Genomic DNA, 19,116 nt, shown 5'->3' on the forward strand with positions numbered 1-19,116 from the left:
GTGACGGGATGACGACGACACCCGCCCCCGCCCCCGCCGGCGCCCCCGCCGGCCCCCGCACCGCCCTCCTCGTCGGCGCCTCCCGCGGACTCGGTCACGCGCTCGCCGCGGAGTTTCTCGCCCGCGGCTGGAACGTCATCGGCACCGTGCGCGATCCGGAGCGCCGCACACCCCTGCACGAGCTGCGGGACGAGGCCGGCGACCGCCTCCGGATCGAACGGCTCGACATCACCGACGCTGAGCAGATCCGAGAGCTCCGGGAGCGCCTCGACGGCCGCTCCCTCGATCTGCTCTTCGTCAACGCCGGGACGACGACGAGCGAGGACACGCCCATCGGCGAGGTCTCGACCGAGGACTTCGTCGATGTCTTCGTCACGAACGCGCTCAGCCCGCTGCGGGTGATCGAGACCCTGCAGGACCTCGTCACGGACGACGGCCTGATCGGCGCGATGTCCTCCGGGCAGGGCAGCATCGCGAACAACACCGGCGGCGGGCGCGAGGTCTACCGGGGCAGCAAGGCGGCGCTCAACCAGTTCCTGAAGAGCTTCGCGACCCGCCAGGCCGGCACCGGCCGCGCGATCGTCCTGATCGCTCCGGGCTGGATCCGCACCGCTCTCGGCGGCGACGACGCCCCGTTCACGATCGAGGAGAACGTCCCGAAGGTGGTCGACGTGCTGCTCGGCCGGCTCGGCACCCCCGGCCTCGCCTACCGGGACTTCCGCGGGGACGTGGTCCCCTGGTGACCCCGCGCTTCTCTACGCTCGGGGGGTGCGCTCTCCTCGTCTTCTCCAGCAGGTCGTCGGCAAGCTGAGCGGGCAGCGCCCGGCGGCACCGGTCAGCCGGCGCTCGCAGCGCGCGGTCCTCGCCGAGCAGACCGTGCGCGGCGTGCTCGAGCTGGCGGTGCGGCTCGGCGAGACGCTGCTCTCGCTCGGCTCCGCCGCGGCCGAGGTGACGGAGACGATCCAGCGGGTCTGCCGCGCCTACGGCATCGAGGTGCAGGTCGACCTCACCTTCACGTCGATCCTGGTCGTGCACGACGGGAGCGACGACTCGCCGAGCGTGAGCGTGCTGCGGGTGGTCGCGTCCCGCAGCGCTGACTACGAGCGGCTCGCCCGGGTGACGGCGCTCGTCACCGCCATCACCGAGGAGTCGCCGGAGGTGCGGGTCGCCGACACGGTCGACTCCGCCACCGCCCGCGACGAGGCGCGGCACCAGTTCGAGGCGGCGCACGAGCGGCTCGACGCGATCCTGGTCCAGCCGCACCGCTACCGGCGCGGCGTCGTCACCCTGACGCTCGCGGTGATGGCCGCGGGTGTCGCGATACTGCTCGGCGGCGGGCCGCTCGTCGTCCTGCTCGCCGCGCTGACGGCCGCCGCGATCGACTCCGTCAATCAGCTCCTCGGCCGCTGGGGCCTGCCCGCGTTCTTCCAGCAGATCGCGGGTGCCGCGCTCGCGACGGGAGTGGCGGTCCTGCTGCTCGCGGTGGTGCCGCAGCTGCCGGTCGAGTTCGCGGTGCTGCCGCCGGCCCTCGTGGTCGCGTCGGGTGTCGTCGTGCTGCTGGCCGGGCTCTCCTTCGTGGGCGCCGCGGACGACGCGATCAACGGCTTCCCGATCACGGCGGGCGGCCGGCTGCTCGAGGTGGGGCTGCTCACCCTCGGCATCGTCGTCGGCATCGCCGCGGTGCTCGACGGGGCGCGGACCCTCGGTGTGGAGCTGGTGCTCGTCGACTCCTACGCGCGGCCGTGGCCGGCGAGCGTGCAGGTGCTCGGCGCCGGGATCGCGGCCGGGGCGTGGGCGCTCTCGTCGCACACTCCCCCGCGGCCGGCGCTCGTCGCGGCCCTCACCGGCGCCGGCGCCTGGGTCGCCTCCGACGCGCTGATCGGGCTGGGCGCCGCACCGCTGATGGCCAGCGCCGTCCCCGCGATCGTGATCGGCGTCCTCGGCGAGACGCTGGCCGACCGCTGGCGCGTGCCCGCGGTCGTCACGACCGCCTGCGGCATCGTGCCGCTGCTCCCGGGACTCACCCTCTACCGCGGCGTGCTCGATCTGACCTCGGGGCGTGGACCCGAGAGCGGCATCGAGCAGCTGCTCCAGGCGGGCATGATCGCGATCGGCCTCGCGGGCGGCGTCACCCTCGGGCGCATCGCCTACCGCCGGCTGCGCACGCCGGTCGTCCGGGCGGTGGCGCCGGTCCGGGCGCGCCGCTCCCCGCGTCCGGAGCAGGCGCCGACCCTCGAGGAGCCGCTCGCGCGGACGGGCACGATGCCGATCATCAGCACGATCGGGGTGACGGAGCCGACGGAGGACGACCTCGCCGGCGGGGCCGCCGCCGCGAAGGACTGACGCCCGGGCGTCACCTGCTGTCGATGCGGCCGATCGTTCCCTTCTCGAGGAAAGCCGTCCGCGCCGTCGCCCAGCTGTCCGCGTCGACGCCGAGCGCCGTGCGGAGGTAGGCCGTGGTCAGCTGCTGGATCGCGGCCAGGCGTGCGGGATCGGCGTCCGTCGTCTCGGCCACCTCCTCGCCGACGATGCCGCCGAGCGAGTGCTCGCCGCCGTGCAGGGTGAGCAGGTCGGTCGCGCCCGGGCTCTGCGCGTAGGCGTCGGTGAACCAGTCCGGCCCGCGCCGGGACAGCCTCGACCGATCGTGGTCGCCCGCGACGACCAGGGTCGGCGTGCCGAGCTGCGCGAAGGAGGGGCGGAGGAAGGGAAACGCCGCCTGCGCGAACGGCTCGAGGTCGTCGCCGGCGACGCCCGTCGCGGCGAGGAGGACGCCGGCGCTCACCCTGCTGTCCGAGCGGTCCGCGCTGAGCGAGCCGTCCTCTCCGACGATCCGGGCGCCGAGCAGCGTCTGTGCCGTCTGCGCGCCCCAGGAGTGCCCGGCGACGGCGACGCGGCTGCGATCGACCCGGCCGGCGAGACCGGGCACGGCCGCCTCGAGGACGTCGAGCCGGTCGAGCACGCGGGTGAGATCGGCGATCCGCTCCTCCCAGATCGACGGGAAGACGGGGTGGTCGAAGCCGAAGCCGTGGCGCCGGGAGTCGAGGTGCGTCGGCTGGATCACGACGAAGCCGCGCGAGGCCCAGAACGCGGTGAGCGGCGCGTAGCCGTCGTGGTTCCAGCCGTTGCCGTGCGAGAAGAGCACGACGGGCAGGTCCGAGCCGGTGACCGGGGCGGAGATCCGCACTGTGAGCGGGACGGGGCGGCCCGGAGCGTCGAGCTCGACGGGGGCGACCGAGACGACGGGGAGTGCATCGGGGAGTGCATCGGTGAGGGTGGTGAAGACGGTGCTGGTCGCGCTGGTGCTGGTCATGCTGGTGCCTTCCGGTCCTCGCTCTGCGATACTGCTTATCGGAGCGACGTTCCGCAACGATACGGAGCGCTGTTCCGTTAAGCAAGCGGAGTGTTCGGAGGAGGACCAGCAGTGACGGATCATGGCGGCACCGGCTCGGCGGTCCCGCGCGTCGGCCGCCCCCGGCGCGACTCGCAGGCCCTGCTCGACGCGGCCGCGGCGGTCTTCGTCGAGTCCGGCGTCGATGCCCCGGTCCGCGAGATCGCGACCCGCGCCGGCGTGGGCACGGGCACGATCTACCGGCACTTCCCCACCCGGGCCGACCTCGTGGGCGCCGTCTACCGGCACCAGGTCGAGGCCTGCGCCGAAGCCGGACCGCGACTCCTCGCCGAGCGCGACTCCCCCGAGGCGGCATTGCGCGAGTGGCTGGCGCTGTTCGTCGACTTCCTGGTCACCAAGCACGGGCTGCCCGATGCACTGCAGGGCGACGGCGCCGGCTCCGAGGCCCTGCACGCCTTCTTCGTCGACCGGCTGGTGCCCGTCTGCGGGACGCTCCTCGAGGCCGCGGTCGGGCCGGCCGCTCCGCCCGTCGAGGCGTACGGCCTGCTGCGCGGCATCGGCAACCTCTGCATCGGCGGAGCGGGCGACCCGCGCTACGACGCGGACGCCCTCGTGCAGCTGCTCGTCACCGGTGTCCTGGCGCGCGGCGGGTCCTGAGGCGCGCGGTCCGAGGCGCGGTCGCCTCAGTCGCCGAAGCGGGTCTCCTTGTGCGGGGCGCCGGTGCGGTCGTAGGTGGTCCAGACTCCGACCTGGCGCCCGCGATCGAACGACCCGCTGCGCAGGCGGGTGCCGTCCAGGCGGAACCACTCCCAGTAGCCGTGCAGCTCGCCGTCGAGCGTGGCGCCGCGAGCGCGGAGGCTGCCGTCGCGGTGCAGGACCTCCTGCGGGTCCGGGTCGGTCATCGGTCTCCTCCGCGGTCGTGCTGTCGCATGCCGCATCGTCGCACGCCGGATCGTCGCACGCCGAGCCGTCGAACGCCGCGCCGTCGTACGCCGCGGCGGTGACGGGTCGGGCGGTGCTCTCGGCCGGCTGCGCTTGGATGGACGGATGAACACGCTCATCGTCGCCGCCCATCCCGATCAGGACTCGCTCACCCTCGCGCTGGCCCGACGGCTCGTGCAGGAGCTGCAGCCGGCCGAGCTCGCCGATCTCGCCGCGGACGGCTTCGACCCGCGCTTCGGTGCGGCCGACCGGCACAGCTACCGCGTCGCCGGCGAGTACCCGGCCGACGTCGCGCGCGAGCAGCGCCGGCTCGACGCCGCCGAGCACCTGGTGCTGGTCTTCCCCGTCTACTGGTGGTCGATGCCGGCACTTCTGAAGGGCTGGGTCGACCGCGTCTTCGTCAACGGCTGGGCCTTCGAGATCGACCCGGCCGGCGGGATGCGCCGGAAGCTCGGCGGGCTGACCGTCCACCTCCTGCCGATCGCCGGCGACAGTGCCGGGGTCTACGAGCGGCACGGCTACGAGCAGTCCCTGCGCACCCAGATCGAGCACGGCATCGTCGACTACTGCGGCGCGGTGCGCGGCACGACGGCCTTCGTGCACGACTCCGAACAGGAGGACGCCGCCGCCCGCGCGGAGAGCATCGACGCCGCGATCGCGGCGATCGCGCGCGCCGTGCGCGTCCCGGCGCCGCAGAGCGCCCCGCCGGGCGAGTAGCCCTCCTCCTTTCTGGTCGAGTAGCCGCCTCCGGCGGAGTGCTTGCTGGTCGAGTAGCCGCCTCCTCCTTGCTGGTCGAGTAGCCGCCTCGGCGGCGTATCGAGACCCACTTCGTCCGGACGCCCGGGAGCGAGCCTCCTCCCCAGCTCCCGATCGCCCGCGTTGTCCCCGAACCGCCCGGGGCGCCGTTCGCATGTCGGTGGCCCCTGCTTGGATACTCGTATGTCAAAAGATGAGGATGCAGCAGCACTAGCGGAGGTGCGCGACTGCTTCGACGACTCCGCCGCCGACGAGCGCTCCACCTCCCCGACGCGCCTCCGGGCCGCGGAACGCCTGCACCGCGGCTACCGGCTCGCGCTGACCATCCCGGAGGCGTTCGCCCGCGGCGCGTCCCGCAGCGAGACCCGCGACCTGGTCGAGCGCTCCATCCGAGCCGAGCTCGCGGTGGCGTACAGCCTGTCCGAGCGGGAGGTGTCCCGCCGCCTCGAGATCGCGCAGATGCTGATGGAGCACCTCCCCTTCACCCGTGCGCTGCTACGCGACGCGAAGATCCTGTGGGAGGTCGGCGAGGCGATCTGCAGAACCGCGAGCAGTCTCCCCGAAGCCTCCCGCACGGCAGTCGACGAGCGCGCGGCCGACGCGGCGTTGACCATGACCACCGCGCAGTTGCGTCGCGCCCTGACCCGCTGGCGAGAGGAGCTGCACGAGCAGCCGCTCGCCGAGCGGCACGCACGCGCGAAGGAAGACCGCGCCGTCTGGGTCACCCCCGACGTCGACGGCATGGCGACGCTGTGCCTGCACGCTCCCGCCCCGACGGTGACGGGCGCGTACGACCGGCTGCGGCGCATCGCCCGGACTCTTAGGGACGAGGGCGATCCGCGCACCCTGCAACAGCTCAGCGCGGACGCGGCGATCGATCTGCTCTGCGGCGGCGACATCGCCGGCACCACGCCCGACGCGAAGCACCGGCCGGACCCGACGTTCGTCCCGGGCATCCGCGCCGAGGTGCGCCTCACGCTCGCCGCGTCCACCGCTGTCGGCCTCGACGACGCTCCCGCGGACCTCGACGGCTACGGTCCCGTCCCCGCGGAGATCGCCCGGGAGCTGATCCGCACTGCCGCGTCGTTCACGCGGGTCCTCACCGATCCGGACACCGGCGCCGTCGTCTCCGTCGGCCGCACCTGGCGCGTCCCACCCCCGCAGATGCGCCTGCACCTCCAGCTCCGGGACCAGACCTGCCGCTTCCCCGGCTGCACCCGCAGCGCATCGACCAGCGAGGCGGACCACACCCGCGAGTGGCGCAACGGCGGCGAGACCTCGCTCGAGAACCTCGTCTCGCTGTGCACGTCCCACCACCACGTCCGGCACGGCGACCAGTGGAGCTACGACAGGGACGACGAGGACGGGTCCATCACCTGGACGACCCCGACCGGACGGCGGATCAGCACTCGGCCACCGCCGCTCCCGGGGCGACCACCCGACCCGCCGCCGCGACCGCGCTTCGTCGACGTGCCGCCGCCGTTCTGACCGTGGTGGATCCCGATACGCCCGCCGAGCGGGCTCCTCGATCAGCAGGAGCTCGCGGCGGTCCTGCGCGCCGTCCGGGAGGATGGGCTCCACCATGATCAGCACGTTCCTCGTCGAGCACGCCGCCCTCGTTCCGCCGGCCTTCTGGATCGCGGTCGCGCTCGTCGCGGTGCTCGCCCTCCTCCTCCACCGCCGTCGCGCGCGCCGGGCGCTGCTGGTGCTCGCAGCCCTCGCCTTCGCCGGCGGGATCGGGCTGACGATGTTCCCGCCCGACGGGGTGTCTCCCGTGTTCTGCACGGTGCAGTTCTCCGTCCCGTTCGACGGGATCGACACGCTCGCGAACGTGGCGCTCCTGCTGCCGGGCACGCTGCTGCTCGGGGTGGCGCTCGGCCGCCCGCTCGCGGTCGCGGCGGCGGTCTCGGGGCTGTCGGCGCTGATCGAGCTGGTCCAGGCGACGGTCCCGTCGATCGGACGCTCCTGCGACACGAACGACTGGTTCATGAACACGATCGGCGCGGTCCTGGCGGCGCTGCTGGGTCTCGTGATCCTCCGCCTCGGCGGCCGCAGAGACCGTCCGATCAGTCGGCGCGCCTGACGCCGTGATCGGATCGGGCCAGACCTCGATCCGATCGGGACACCCGCCGCAGGCCGCCCCGGCGAGGCTGGAGTCATGACCGACACCGACCGCACCACCGACACCGACCGCCCCGCCCTCGCACACCGCCCCGCTCTCCCCTCCGACGACCGCCTCGCCGGCCGCACCGCCCTCGTCACCGGCTCGTCGAGCGGCCTCGGCGAGGCCATCGCCCACCGGCTCGCCTCCTCCGGAGCACACGTGCTCGTGCACGGCCGCGACCGCGCCCGGACCGAGGCCGTCGCCGCCGCGATCACCGGCGCCGGCGGCACCGCCTCCGTGCTCGTCGCCGACCTCGGCGGCACCCCCGACGCGACCCGCGCCGTCGCCGCCGAGGCACTGCGCCTGCTCGGCGGCCGGATCGACGTGCTCGTCAACAACGCGGGCGTCTTCCCCGTCGGCCCCACCGCCGAGCTGAGCGACGCCGACGTCGACGCCCTGCTCGTCACCAACATCCGCGTGCCGCACCAGCTGGTCGGCGCCGTCGCCCCGGGCATGGCGGAGCGCGGCACCGGCGTGATCGTCAACATCACCTCGTGGATGGGCCGGGTCGGCACCGCCGGCACCGCGCTCTATCCCGCGACCAAGGCGGCACTCGACCACCTGACCCGAGCGTGGGCCGCCGAGTACGGCGCGAGCGGTGTGCGCGTCGTCGCGGTCGCTCCGGGTGCGACGCTCACGCCGGGCAACGAGCACGCCTCGGCGATCCTCGACAAGATGACCGCCTCGACGCCCGCCGGCCGCCCCGGCCGACCGGACGAGATCGCGCAGGCCGTGCGCTGGCTGGCGACCGACGAGGCCTCCTACGTGCACGGCACGACGCTCCTGGTCGACGGCGGCATCGTCGGCGCGCGGCCGTGACCCTGCAGCGCTGACCCTGCACGACGTCCGGTCAGTCGATCTGCACGAGCCGCCCCGGGTGCCGCGCGGCATCGGCGGCGGGCGTGGTCTCGTAGGCCCGGCGGTAGTCGCGGCCGAAGTGGGAGGGGCTCGCGTAGCCGACGATCGCCGCGGCGCCGGCGGCCGACTCGCCGCGCACGAGCAGGAGCCGCCGCGCCTCGCCCAGCCGCAGCCGACGCAGGTAGCCGAGCGGCGACATCCCGGTCAGCTCGCGGAACCGGCGGGTGAGAGTCGGCACGCTCGTGCCGGCCTCGGCCGCCAGGGCGTCGAGCGTCCAGCCGTGAGCGAGCGACGCGGTCATCGCGTCGACCGCCCGGGTCACCACCGCCGACTGCACCGCCGACGACGCCGCGAGCAGGCGCGGTGCCTGATCGCTCTGCAGCAGTCGCAGCACCAGCTCGCGCGAGACGGCCGGACCGAGCACCGGGATCTCCTCCGGCACGTCCAGGAGGCGGAACAGCCGGTGCAGCGCGTCCGCGAGCTCCGCGGTGACGACGCCGATGCGCTGCGGGAGCGCCTGCGCGGGCCGTGCGGGCCTGCGGTGCGCCGCGAGCGCCGCGACCTCGGCGACCAGCACCGGGTCGAGGTGCCAGTTCGCCGAGACGAAGTCGCCCCGCTCGCCGGTCTCGACGACCGCCGCGATCACCGGCAGATCGACCGGCGTGATCAGGAAGCGCCCCGCGCCCCACTGCTCGTCGGAGTCGCCGACGATCGAGCGCTTGCGGCCGGAGAGCACGAGGCTCAGCGTCGGCGGGAACCGCGTGTAGACCAGCGGTGTCGTGCCGGTGACGCGGTGCAGGCGCAGGCTGAGCGCGGCGGCCCGCTCGGGGTGGTCGACGTGGCGGCGGGCGAGATCGGCGGCCGCATCGAGGTGCCTCATGCGCGGGGCCTCATCCGCGGGGCAGCGCGCCGAGGGCGAGCTCGCCGATCTCGGCGACCCGCTCGGCGCTCCCGCCGTCGCGCGCCTGCGTCGACATGCCGGTCAGCACCGAGACGACGAAGGCGGCCGTGCGCGCGGGGTCGGTGCCCGAGGGCACGTCGCCGTCCGCCAGTCCCTGCTCGATCCGCTCGGCTATCCGACGCTCCATCGCGCGGCGCCGCTCGGCCAGCCGCGGCTCGCTGAGCACGAAGCAGCCGGAGGGGGTGCCCGGATCGGAGTAGCCCGTCGCGCTGCTCCGCACCACCGCGGCGAGCGCGTCCCAGGCCGTCGGCGCGTCGAGCAGTCGGTCGAGTGCGGCGTCGGCCGTGGCGGAGTAGCAGGCGGCGGCGCTGCGGAACAGCTCGTCCTTGTCGCCGAACGCGGCGTAGAGGCTCGGCGCCGAGATGCCGATGTCGCGGGTGAGCACGGCGACCGTCGTCTCGTCGTAGCCGTCGCGCCAGAAGCGGTGCATGGCCGTGCTGAGCGCGTCGTCGCGGTCGAAGCTCCTCGGTCGTCCTGCCATGACCCCAATCTATAGCAATCGCTACGGAACGTGCTAGCGTCCTGACGACCCGTTCTATATCGATTGCTACAGAAAGGCACTCCCATGCAGATCCAGGACTCCGTCGCCCTCGTCACCGGCGCCAACCGCGGCATCGGCGCCGAGTTCGTCCGGCAGCTGCGCGCCCGCGGCGCCCGCACCGTCTACGCGGCGGCCCGCGACGCGTCCTCGATCGAGGCGGCTCCGGGTGTGGAGCCGATCGCGCTCGACGTGACCGACCCGGACCGCATCGCGGAGCTCGCCGCGACCCTCGGCGACGTCTCGATCGTCGTCAACAACGCCGGCATCGCGCCGACCGTCGACTTCGTCACCGGCGACCTGGCGGAGATCCGCCGCACCGTCGAGACCAACGCGTTCGGCCCGCTGATGATCGCACGCGCCTTCGCCGGGAGCCTCGCCCGCGCGGGCGGCGGCGCGCTGATCGACGTGCTGTCGGTGTCGTCCTTCGTCGCGTTCCCGGGCTCCGAGTCGTACTCGATGTCGAAGGCCGCGGCGTGGAGCGTCACCGACGGCCTCCGCCTCGCCCTGGCGTCGCAGGGCACCCAGGTGCTCGGGCTGCACATGGGCCTCGTCGACACCGACATGGCCTCCTGGTCCGACGCCGAGAAGTCGACCCCGGAGGCGATCGTCACCGCCGCCCTCGACGGTCTCGAGCGCGGCGCGACCGAGGTCCTCGCCGACGACACCGCCCGCTCCGTCAAGCCCGGACTCGCTCTCGACCCCGCGGACCGCTACGCGGACCTGCTGGCCGGCCTGCGCGCCTGACGCCGCGCTGCCGTCGCCGGCGGACTACTCGATCAGCAAGGAGGCTGCTGGTCGAGTAGCCGCCGCAGGCGGCGTATCGAGACCCGCGCTGCAGCCGACGACGGGGCCGCCCACCCCGACGCGCCGGAGGCCGCAGTCTTTCTTTCCGCACTTTCCGGTCTATCCGACGTCTCGATCCGATTTTGCATCCCTAAGCTGGTAACACAGACGCGCCCGCGGAGCTCCTCCCGCGCCGCCGCAGACCCGGAAGGCTCCCCCATGTCACTCCCCCGTGCCCTCGCCGCGGCGCTGTCCTCGGCCGCCCTCCTCGCGGCCCTCGCCGGGTGCTCCGCCGGCACGACCCCCGCCGGCGCCGCCTCCGCCGGCACGGCCTCCCCCGAGGCGACGAGCGCCCTCTCCGGCTCGATCACCGTGTTCGCCGCCGCGTCGCTCACGGGTACCTTCACCGAGATCGCGACCGCGTTCGAGGCCGAGAACCCGGGCACCACCGTCGAGCTGAACTTCGCCGGGTCCTCCGACCTGGTCACGCAGATCACCAACGGCGCCCCGGCGGACGTCTTCGCCTCCGCCGACGAGAAGAACATGGCGAAGCTCACCGACGCCGACCTGATCGAGGGCGACCCCGTCGACTTCGCGACCAACACGCTCGAGATCGCCGTCCCGCCGAGCAATCCCGCGGGCATCGCCTCGTTCGCCGACCTCGCGCGGGAGGGCGTGAAGACCGTCGTCTGCGCCCCGCAGGTGCCGTGCGGCGCGGCCGCCGTCACCGTCGAGACCGCGGCGGGCGTCGACCTCCAGCCGGTGAGCGAGGAGTCCTCCGTCACCGACGTGCTCGGCAAGGTCACCTCGGGCGAGGCCGACGCGGGACTGGTCTACGTGACCGACGTCGCGGCCGCCGGTGATGCGGTCACCGGGATCGAGTTCCCCGAGTCGACGCAGGCCGTCAACACCTACCCGATCGCGCCGGTGACCGCCTCCGCGAACCCCGAGCCGGCGGCGGCGTTCACCGCCTACGTCGCCGGCGACGAGGGCCGCGCGGTCCTCGCGGCCGCCGGCTTCGGCGCCCCCTGACGGCCGCCCGCCGGCCTCCCGGTTCCGCCGAATCGGCTCTACGATGGCTCCCATGCCGCAGATCCGGATCCGCAACGCCGCCGACTACCTCGGCGTCAGCGACGACACCGTCCGCCGCTGGATCGAGAACGGCACCCTCGCGAGCACGAAGGACGCCTCCGGCCGCAGCGTCGTCGAGGGCCTCGACCTCGCCCGCCTCGCCCGGCAGAACGCGATCCTCCCGGTCGACCCGAGCGAGGTCGGCCGCTCGGCGCGCAACCGCTTCGTCGGGATCGTCACCGAGGTCGTCTCGGACACGGTGATGGCGCAGGTGGAGCTGCAGTGCGGCCCGCACCGGGTCGTCTCGCTGATGTCGGCGGAGGCGGTGCGCGAGCTCGGCCTCGAGCCGGGCTCCCCGGCGATCGCGATCGTGAAGGCGACGATGGTCGTGGTCGAGACACCGCACCGGGAGACGCCGCACTTGGAGACGCCGAACGGGAAGGCGTGAGGACCGCACCGGGAGTCCCGCGCTGGGTGCTCGTCGTCGCGGCGCTCGGCGGCGCGTTCGTCCTGCTGCCGCTGGCCGGCATCCTCTCCCGCGTCGACTGGGCCGGCTTCGTGCCGCTGATCACCTCCGACTCGTCGATCGCGGCGCTGCTGCTCAGCCTGCGCACCGCGGGCGCCGCGACCCTGCTCTGCATCGTGATCGGCGTGCCGATGGCGCTCACGCTCGCCCGCACCCGCTTCCCCGGGCAGGGGCTCGTGCGCGCCCTGGTCCTGCTGCCGCTCGTGCTGCCGCCGGTCGTCGGCGGCATCGCCCTGCTCGCCACGTTCGGCCGGGTCGGGATCCTCGGCGGCACCCTCGAGGCGCTCGGCCTCCGGATCGCCTTCTCCACCACCGCGGTGATCCTCGCCCAGACCTTCGTGGCGCTGCCCTTCCTCGTGCTCAGCCTGGAGGGAGCGCTCCGCTCGGCCGGCGACCGCTACGAGAGCGTCGCGGCGACCCTCGGCGCACGGCCCTCGACCGTCCTGCGGCGGGTGACCCTGCCGCTGATCCTGCCGGGGCTGCTCTCCGGCGCGATCCTCTCCTTCGCCCGCGCCCTCGGCGAGTTCGGCGCGACCCTCACCTTCGCGGGCAGCCTGCAGGGCGTGACCCGCACCCTCCCGCTCGAGATCTACCTCCAGCGCGAGACCGACCCCGACGCCGCGGTGGCGCTCTCCCTCGTCCTGGTGGTCGTGGCGGTGCTCGTGATCGGGCTCGCCCACCGGCGGCCGCGCGGGGCCCGGGCGGAGGCGGCGCGGTGACGCTCGAGGTCGACGCGCGGCTCGACGCCCGCGGCTTCGACGTCGCGCTGAGGGTCGAGCCGGGCACCACGACCGCGGTCCTCGGACCGAACGGGGCCGGCAAGTCGACGCTCGTCGGCCTGCTCGCGGGTCTCCTCACCGCCGACGAGGGCCGGGCGACGCTCTCGGGCACGACCCTGTTCGACACCGGTCGCCGGCTGCACCTGCCCCCGCACCGCCGGAGCGTCGCGCTGCTCGCCCAGGATCCGCTGCTCTTCCCGCACCTCAGCGTCCTCGACAACGTCGCCTTCGGCCCGCGGAGCACCGGCGCGAGCCGCGCGGACGCGGCGGCGACCGCCCGCACCTGGCTCGACGCCGTCGACGCCGCGGACCTCGCCGACCGCCGGCCGGCGCGCCTCTCCGGCGGTCAGGCACAGCGCGTGGCCCTCGCCCGGGCGCTCGCGCCGAGCCCGGAGCTGCTGCTGCTCGACGAGCCGATGGCAGCCCTCGACGTCTCGGTCGCGCCGTTGCTGCGACGGATGCTGCGCCGCGTCCTCCCCGGTCGCACGACCCTCCTGATCACCCACGACGTGCTCGACGCCTACACGCTCGCGGAACGCGTCGTCGTGCTGCGCGGCGGCCGGGTGATCGAGGACGGCCCGACCCACGAGGTGCTGGAGCGCCCGCAGAACCCGTTCACCGCCGAGCTCGCTGCACTCAACCTCCTCACCGGCGTCTCCACCGGCAGCGGGCTCCGGACCGACGCGGGCGTCGAGCTGCGGGGTGTCGGGCTGCGGGGTGTCGGGCTGCGGGGCGTCGAGCTGCGGGTCGCCGACGGCGATGCCCTCGCGGCAGGCAGTCCCGCCGTCGCCGCCTTCCGGCCCTCGGCGGTGTCGGTCGGCGCGGCAACCCCGGAGGCCCCCGGATTCAACCGCGTGCGCGCGCCGATCCGCGACCTGGAGCGGCGGGGCGACCTGATCCGCGTGCGGGCCGCCGGGATCTCCGCCGACCTCTCCCCCGCCGAGCTCGCCGGCCTCGGCGCGGGGCTCGGCGACGAGGTCGACTTCGCGATCGACCCGGACGCGGTCGCGCTGTACCCGGCACGACCCCCCGCGGGCGGGCACGGAGGGTAGTCCTCCGCGACCCCGGCCGCCGCGCCCGCGGGTCGCTTCGGGCGGCGGTCCGCCCCGGCGTCAGGGGCGCAGGTAGCGGTCGGCGAGCGCGGGCCGGTGGCCGAGGAGGGCGGCCGACTGCGCCGCGAAGACCGCCTCGAGCAGGGCGTCGTCCTCGATCCCGGGGGCGATGACGATCTCGCCGAGGGCGATGCCCGCGAGGGTCGCCGTGACGACGTCCTCGGCCGGCGTCCCGCCGGAGCCCTTCGAGACGGGGCCGGTCGAGACGGCACCCGGACAGACCGCGTGCGCGGTGACACCGGTGGCGGCCAGCTCGACCACGAGCGCCTGGGAGAGGGCGACCGCCCCGGTCAGGCTCGCGATCGACAGGGCGTGCCGCGGCGGGGTCGGCGCCGTCGTCGCCGGGGCGGACAAGACGAGCACGTCGGCGATCGTCACGATCGCGCCCCGGCCCGCGTCGACCATCCCGGGCAGCGCGGCCCGCGTCAGCAGGGCCGGCGCGAGGGTCCGCAGGGCGAGTATTTCGCGCACGCTCTCGGGGGGCAGCTCGAGGAGGGGCGGGCGGTCCGCGAGCTCCGCGTGCTGGAGGAGCAGGTCGAGCGGTCGCTCCTCGCAGACGGCGACCACCGTCTCGATCCCGGCGTCGGTCCGGAGGTCGGCGGCGACGATGCGCACGTCGGCTCGCCCGCTGTCGACTCCCCCGGCGCCGACCGACCCGGTGGGGCGGCCGAGCGAGGCGAGGAGCGCCTCGAGCCGATCGCCGTCCCGGTCGACCAGGATCAGGTCGCAGCCGTCGGCCGCGAGGCGCCGTGCGAAAGCGCGGCCGATCACGGAGGTCGCTGCGGTGATGAGGGCGATCACTCGGCGACCGCCCCTGCGGCGGGGTGCTCCCGCGCGCTGAACCCCGGCAGTCGCCCGAAGGCGAAGACCACGGCGCTCGCGGCGAACGGGAGCACGGCGGCGGCGGCCAGGACGCCGAGGGCGGGCACGCTCGCCGCGAGCTGGAGCAGCAGGAGCAGCACCGCGCCGAGTAGGAGGGTGCAGAGCGGACGGGCGACGAGCAGCTGCGCCGCCGTCCGCACCACCCAGCGCGTGCGCTCCTGGAAGTGCGCCCGCACGATCCAGAAGACGAGGCAGAACAGCGTGAAGAGGGCGGAGACGACGAGGAGGATCCCGGTCACCGCGACCCCGGTGCCGTCCACCTCGACCGCGCCGAGGACGCGGTGGTCGATCCAGAGCACCCCGCCGACGGCGAGCAGGACGTAGCCCGGCGTGTTCGCGTGCGGGAACTCCTCGCGCCAGGCTCGCGCGAACGTCGAGACGGTGTGCCGGACGGACCACGACCGGTCGTCCCCGATCAGCCAGGCGCGGTAGGTGGCGTGCGCGGCGGCGACGGAGGGGAACACGCCGGCCACCACGAGTCCGCGCAGCGAGTACAGCACCGCGGCGGCACTGACGACGAGGACGAGCAGCACGACCCGGCAGGCGGCCTCGTAGCGCTCGGCGATCGCGGCCATCAGCCCTTCACCGCCCCGACGAGGACTCCCTTGTTGAAGTACCTCTGCAGGAACGGGTAGAGCACGAGCAGCGGGAGCGTCGAGACGATGATGACGCCGTACTTGATCTGGTCGGCGACCTCCTGCAGCTGCTGCGCGGTCTGGCCGCCGCTGCCGCCCTGGCCGGCGATCGACTGGTTCGCCAGGAGGATGCTCTGCAGGACGTTCTGCAGCGGCAGGAGCGAGGCGTCGCGCACGAAGACCAGCCCCGTGAAGTAGTTGTTCCAGTGCCCGACGAAGTAGTAGAGGCCGATCACCGCGATGATCGCGGCGGACAGCGGGAGCACGATCCGCAGGAAGAAGCCGAAGTAGGACACCCCGTCGATGCGGGCCGCGTCGTGCAGCTCCTCGGGGATCGAGGTCTCGAAGAAGGACCGGGCGATGATGAGGTTGAACACACTGAGGGCGCCCGGGAGGATGAAGACCCACATCGAGTTCAGCAGGCCGAGGTCGCGGAAGAGCAGGTAGTTCGGGATCAGGCCGCCGGAGAAGAACAGCGTGACGGCGAACGCCAGGAGCAGCACCCGCCGCGCGCGGAACTCCGGCCGCGAGAGCGCGAACGCCGCCGGGATCGTGACGAGCAGGTTGAGCGCGGTGCCGACGCCCGCGTAGACCAGGGAGTTGCGGTAGCCGTTCCAGATCCGCTCGTCCTCGATCAGCCGCTCGTAGCCCGAGAGCCGGAAGCCCTCCGGGATCAGTCCGAGCCGGCCGGCCGAGACCGCCGTCGGGTCGGAGAACGACGCGACGACGATGAACCAGAGCGGGTAGAGCACCGCGAGCACGACGAGCGCGATCAGGAGACCGGCGACGACGTCGATCATCCGGTCGAGCGGCTGCTTGACGGCGGTCCTCCGGCGCCGCCGCCAGGGCGGCGGTCCGGGTCTCCGGCCGCGCTCGCCGGCCTCGGCGACCGCGATGCTGCGCGTGTCGATCTGCTGAGCCATGGGCTGTGGTCCTGTCCGAGTCGAGGGCTGTGGCGCCGAGAGGAGGGGCGCCGAAGAGGAGGGGCGCTGAGGGATGGCCGAGTGCCTAGAAGACGCTGGAGCCCGTGGCGCGCTTGGCGAGGTGGTTGGCCACGATCAGGAAGGTGAAGTTGATCACCGTGTTGAACAGGCCGATCGCGGTCGAGTAGGAGAACTGATTGCTGAGGATGCCGATCTTGTAGGTGTAGGTCGCGATGACCTCCGCGGAGGAGAGGTTCAGCGCGTTCTGCATCAGGTAGACCTTCTCGAAGCCGACGCTGAGCACCGAGCCCATGTTGAGGATCAACAGGATCGCCGCGGTCGGCAGGATGGTCGGGATGTCGACGTAGCGGATCAGCCGCAGCCGCCCGGCGCCGTCGATCCTCGCGGCCTCGTAGAGCGAGGTGTCGACGGTCGAGAGCGCGGCGAGGTAGATGATCGCGTTCCAGCCGCAGTGCTGCCACACCTCGCTCATCCAGTAGATCGCCGAGAAGGCGTCCGGCTCGGCGAGCAGGTTCTGCCCGGGGAAGAACCGGCCGAGAAGACCGGCCTCGGGGCGCAGGAAGATGTTGAGCATCGCGACGATCACGACGACCGAGATGAAGTGCGGCATGTAGGTGATCGTCTGCACGAAGCTCTTGAGCCGGCCGGCGCTGATCTGGTTGATCAGCAGGGCCAGGACGATCGGGGCGATGAAGCCCATCGCGAGCGTCCAGAGGCTGATCTGCACCGTGTTGAGCATGATCGTCGAGAACAGCGGTGACTCGAAGAACTGGACGAAGTAGTCGAAGCCGACCCACTCCCCGCCGCTCAGCCCGAGCGCCGGGACGTACTTCCGGAAGGCGAGCTGCAGCCCGTAGAGCGGCACGTAGGCGAAGACGACGGTGAAGAGGATCGCCGGCAGCACCATCAGCCAGAGCTGCCAGTGGTGGCGCAGGCTGCGGGCGATCCTGGCGGTCAGCCGATCCGCGGGGGGCCGCGCCCCGGCGAGGGAGAGGGCCGGCGCGACCGACTCCCCCACCGGGGCGGTGTCGAGGGCGGTCCGGCTCATGAGGCCGCGGTGTAGAGGTCGTACGCCTTCTGCCACAGCTCGACGTTCTGGGTGAGGCCGATCGATTCGAGCTGGCCGACGTACTCGTCCCATTCGGCGTCGACGCCACCCTTCGCGATCCACTCCGAGGTCTTCTGCAGGGCGTAGTTGAGGACGGCGGTGTCGTTGTTGCTGACGACCGTCGCGTCCTCGGCCGAGAGGCGGACGTAGTCGGGCATCAGGTCGCGCACGTGGTCGTAGTTCGAGTACTGCTCGGCGTAGACGTCGTCGACCTCGCGGAGGTCGTCGCGGTTCCAGTCGCCCTTGAGGGTGACCGAGTCGGGGATCCAGCCGGCCAGCCGGTCGGCGAGCGCCGGGTCGCTGTTGTCCGCGACCGCCGCGCGGTACGCGTCGAGGATCGTGTAGGTGCTGTTCCCGTCGTCGCTGACGTACTCGCCGATCGCCCCGGTGAACTGCTGGACGGAGTACTTCTCGCTGTAGAGCGCGTTCACGACCTTCCACACGCACTCGTCGCCGGCCGCGGCGGCCGACACGGCGAGCTTGCCGCCCTCGTACTCGTTGTTCGAGCCGTCCCAGACCACGTCCTCGGCGGGGATGCTCGCGGAGGCGGCGGGAGCGGGCATCGCGACGTACTGGTCGCGCAGATCGCCGAAGTCGGCGAGCGACCAGCCGAAGACGACGCCGGTCCGCGCGTTCTGCCCGTCACCCTTCTGGTCGGCGTAGTACGCCGAGTCGTCCTTCGTCAGCGCCTCGGCCGGGATGAGGCCCGCCGCGAGCAGCCCGTGCAGGTACTCGACGACCTGCCGGTACTCGTCCGAGACGAGGAAGCTCGCGACCTTCCCGTCGGAGACGTGGATGCCCTGGGCCGACGGTCCCTTATTGAACGAGGTGGGGATGCCGGTCGAGTTGAGCAGCAGGAACGGGCTGTACCAGCCGAACCCGCCGGTCTCGAGCCGGCGGATGTTGAACGGGATCTCGTCGGCCTGCCCGTTGCCGTTCGGGTCCTGCGTCTTGAACGCCTCGAGGACCGTCGTCAGCTCGTCCCACGTCGTCGGGACCGCGAGGCCGAGCTTCTCGAGCCAGGCGCGGTTGATCATCATGTGCTGCCCGGAGCCGGCGTAGCCCTGGCCGCGGGAGGAGGAGAGCGAGTGGATCTCGCCGTTCTCGTTCTCGACCAGCCGGCGCGCATCCGGCTTCTGCTCGAAGAAGGCGGACACGTTCGGCAGCTCGTCGAGGTGCGTCGCGATGTCCTCGAACAGTCCGGGGTACTGCACCGCGTCGCCCGAGCCGACGGCGCGGATCGCGATGTCCGGCACGTCTCCCGCCGCGAGCGAGGGGTTCTTCTGCTGCGCCCAGGCGGTGTCGTCGATCGAGTTCCAGTGGACCGTGCAGCCCGTCTCCGCCGCGAGGGCGCTCGCCCAGGCCGTCTCGCCGACCGGCACCTGGTTCGGGTTCTGCGCGATCAGGACGTCGACCGCGCCGTCATCGGCCTGCGAGCCGGAACTCGTGCAGCCGGCGAGGCCCGCGGCGAGCGTGAGCGCGACCGCTCCGGCGACCGACCGCCGGACCAGGATCTTCGTGTCCATCAGCATGCGTTTCTTCTCCATCGAAGGGGTGGGACGGGTAATGGTTGCCTTACCGTGATCGGTCACGTGAACGGTCACGGCGGCGGTGCCCACAAGGTAGGCTCGGTCGGGTCGGCATGTCAAGGCGCGTGTCGCGAAAGCCGAACGAGGGCGCCGCGAGACGCGTGCCGCCGGAACGG

Annotated in this window: 21 protein-coding genes; 12 read left to right on the forward strand and 9 right to left on the reverse strand. The window is 73.2% G+C overall.

The window, feature by feature from the left end:
• Positions 1-8: 8 nt before the first annotated feature.
• Both GSU72_RS10205 and GSU72_RS10210 read left to right on the forward strand, forming a co-directional pair.
• The gene (locus tag GSU72_RS10205) at positions 9-743 is read left to right on the forward strand and encodes an SDR family NAD(P)-dependent oxidoreductase (protein ID WP_159984911.1); all 735 of its coding nucleotides are present in this window, start codon (positions 9-11) and stop codon (positions 741-743) included.
• Between the two features lie 25 nt (positions 744-768).
• Positions 769-2,343 (forward strand): threonine/serine exporter family protein, encoded by a 1,575-nt coding sequence (locus tag GSU72_RS10210; RefSeq protein WP_159984912.1) that lies wholly within the window; start codon positions 769-771, stop codon positions 2,341-2,343.
• A gap of 10 nt (positions 2,344-2,353) precedes the next feature.
• On the opposite strand, the gene GSU72_RS10215 is transcribed toward GSU72_RS10210, so the two are convergent.
• Positions 2,354-3,310: a chlorophyllase gene (locus GSU72_RS10215; protein WP_159984913.1), complete on the reverse strand. Its 957-nt coding sequence runs from the start codon at positions 3,308-3,310 to the stop codon at positions 2,354-2,356.
• Between the two features lie 111 nt (positions 3,311-3,421).
• Between GSU72_RS10215 and GSU72_RS10220 the strand changes: the two genes are divergently transcribed.
• Positions 3,422-4,006: a TetR/AcrR family transcriptional regulator gene (locus tag GSU72_RS10220; protein ID WP_159984914.1), complete on the forward strand. Its 585-nt coding sequence runs from the start codon at positions 3,422-3,424 to the stop codon at positions 4,004-4,006.
• A gap of 26 nt (positions 4,007-4,032) precedes the next feature.
• On the opposite strand, the gene GSU72_RS10225 is transcribed toward GSU72_RS10220, so the two are convergent.
• A complete protein-coding gene (locus GSU72_RS10225; protein ID WP_159984915.1) occupies positions 4,033-4,251 on the reverse strand; it encodes a hypothetical protein in 219 nt (72 codons plus the stop codon).
• Between the two features lie 145 nt (positions 4,252-4,396).
• On the opposite strand from GSU72_RS10225, the gene GSU72_RS10230 reads away from it, so the two are divergent.
• From GSU72_RS10230 to GSU72_RS10245, 4 genes are all read left to right on the forward strand, one after another.
• Positions 4,397-5,008 (forward strand): NAD(P)H-dependent oxidoreductase, encoded by a 612-nt coding sequence (locus tag GSU72_RS10230; protein WP_159984916.1) that lies wholly within the window; start codon positions 4,397-4,399, stop codon positions 5,006-5,008.
• A gap of 222 nt (positions 5,009-5,230) precedes the next feature.
• Complete coding sequence (locus GSU72_RS10235; RefSeq protein WP_159984917.1) at positions 5,231-6,535, forward strand: HNH endonuclease signature motif containing protein; 1,305 nt, start codon at positions 5,231-5,233, stop codon at positions 6,533-6,535.
• Positions 6,536-6,629: 94 nt separating this feature from the next.
• A complete protein-coding gene (locus tag GSU72_RS10240) occupies positions 6,630-7,130 on the forward strand; it encodes a VanZ family protein (protein ID WP_159984918.1) in 501 nt (166 codons plus the stop codon).
• 75 nt (positions 7,131-7,205) lie between these two features.
• The gene (locus GSU72_RS10245) at positions 7,206-8,030 is read left to right on the forward strand and encodes an SDR family NAD(P)-dependent oxidoreductase (RefSeq protein ID WP_159984919.1); all 825 of its coding nucleotides are present in this window, start codon (positions 7,206-7,208) and stop codon (positions 8,028-8,030) included.
• Between the two features lie 31 nt (positions 8,031-8,061).
• On the opposite strand, the gene GSU72_RS10250 is transcribed toward GSU72_RS10245, so the two are convergent.
• Positions 8,062-8,949, reverse strand: a complete 888-nt coding sequence (locus GSU72_RS10250; protein WP_159984920.1) for an AraC family transcriptional regulator — start codon at positions 8,947-8,949, stop codon at positions 8,062-8,064.
• A gap of 10 nt (positions 8,950-8,959) precedes the next feature.
• Entirely contained in the window at positions 8,960-9,511 is a 552-nt protein-coding gene (locus GSU72_RS10255) for a TetR/AcrR family transcriptional regulator (protein WP_159984921.1), read from the reverse strand.
• A gap of 84 nt (positions 9,512-9,595) precedes the next feature.
• On the opposite strand from GSU72_RS10255, the gene GSU72_RS10260 reads away from it, so the two are divergent.
• The 5 genes from GSU72_RS10260 to GSU72_RS10280 all read left to right on the forward strand — a co-directional run bounded on the left by GSU72_RS10260 (position 9,596) and on the right by GSU72_RS10280 (position 13,782).
• A complete protein-coding gene (locus GSU72_RS10260) occupies positions 9,596-10,315 on the forward strand; it encodes an SDR family oxidoreductase (RefSeq protein ID WP_159984922.1) in 720 nt (239 codons plus the stop codon).
• A gap of 258 nt (positions 10,316-10,573) precedes the next feature.
• Positions 10,574-11,386: a molybdate ABC transporter substrate-binding protein gene (modA, locus tag GSU72_RS10265; protein WP_159984923.1), complete on the forward strand. Its 813-nt coding sequence runs from the start codon at positions 10,574-10,576 to the stop codon at positions 11,384-11,386.
• A 52-nt stretch (positions 11,387-11,438) separates the two neighbouring features.
• Positions 11,439-11,873: a TOBE domain-containing protein gene (locus GSU72_RS10270; protein WP_159984924.1), complete on the forward strand. Its 435-nt coding sequence runs from the start codon at positions 11,439-11,441 to the stop codon at positions 11,871-11,873.
• Complete coding sequence (locus GSU72_RS10275; protein ID WP_159984925.1) at positions 11,870-12,670, forward strand: ABC transporter permease; 801 nt, start codon at positions 11,870-11,872, stop codon at positions 12,668-12,670. Before GSU72_RS10270 ends, GSU72_RS10275 begins: the two co-directional genes overlap by 4 nt.
• Positions 12,667-13,782, forward strand: a complete 1,116-nt coding sequence (locus GSU72_RS10280) for an ABC transporter ATP-binding protein (protein ID WP_159984926.1) — start codon at positions 12,667-12,669, stop codon at positions 13,780-13,782. The genes GSU72_RS10275 and GSU72_RS10280 overlap by 4 nt, the downstream gene beginning before the upstream one ends.
• A 60-nt stretch (positions 13,783-13,842) precedes the next feature.
• On the opposite strand, the gene GSU72_RS10285 is transcribed toward GSU72_RS10280, so the two are convergent.
• The 5 genes from GSU72_RS10285 to GSU72_RS10305 all read right to left on the reverse strand — a co-directional run bounded on the left by GSU72_RS10285 (position 13,843) and on the right by GSU72_RS10305 (position 18,943).
• Entirely contained in the window at positions 13,843-14,643 is an 801-nt protein-coding gene (locus tag GSU72_RS10285; protein ID WP_159984927.1) for an SDR family NAD(P)-dependent oxidoreductase, read from the reverse strand.
• Complete coding sequence (locus GSU72_RS10290) at positions 14,640-15,299, reverse strand: DUF624 domain-containing protein (protein ID WP_159984928.1); 660 nt, start codon at positions 15,297-15,299, stop codon at positions 14,640-14,642. The genes GSU72_RS10285 and GSU72_RS10290 overlap by 4 nt, the downstream gene beginning before the upstream one ends.
• On the reverse strand, positions 15,299-16,282 hold the full coding sequence (locus GSU72_RS10295) for a carbohydrate ABC transporter permease (RefSeq protein WP_159984929.1): 984 nt from the start codon (positions 16,280-16,282) through the stop codon (positions 15,299-15,301). Before GSU72_RS10295 ends, GSU72_RS10290 begins: the two co-directional genes overlap by 1 nt.
• Positions 16,283-16,367: 85 nt before the next feature.
• Positions 16,368-17,351, reverse strand: coding sequence for an ABC transporter permease subunit (locus tag GSU72_RS10300; protein ID WP_159984930.1), 984 nt, complete (start codon positions 17,349-17,351; stop codon positions 16,368-16,370).
• Complete coding sequence (locus GSU72_RS10305) at positions 17,348-18,943, reverse strand: extracellular solute-binding protein (RefSeq protein WP_208545046.1); 1,596 nt, start codon at positions 18,941-18,943, stop codon at positions 17,348-17,350. The genes GSU72_RS10300 and GSU72_RS10305 overlap by 4 nt, the downstream gene beginning before the upstream one ends.
• Between the last annotated feature and the right edge of the window lie 173 nt (positions 18,944-19,116).

The sequence above is a fragment of the Rathayibacter sp. VKM Ac-2760 genome, from assembly GCF_009834185.1.
Taxonomy (GTDB): Bacteria; Actinomycetota; Actinomycetes; order Actinomycetales; family Microbacteriaceae; genus Rathayibacter.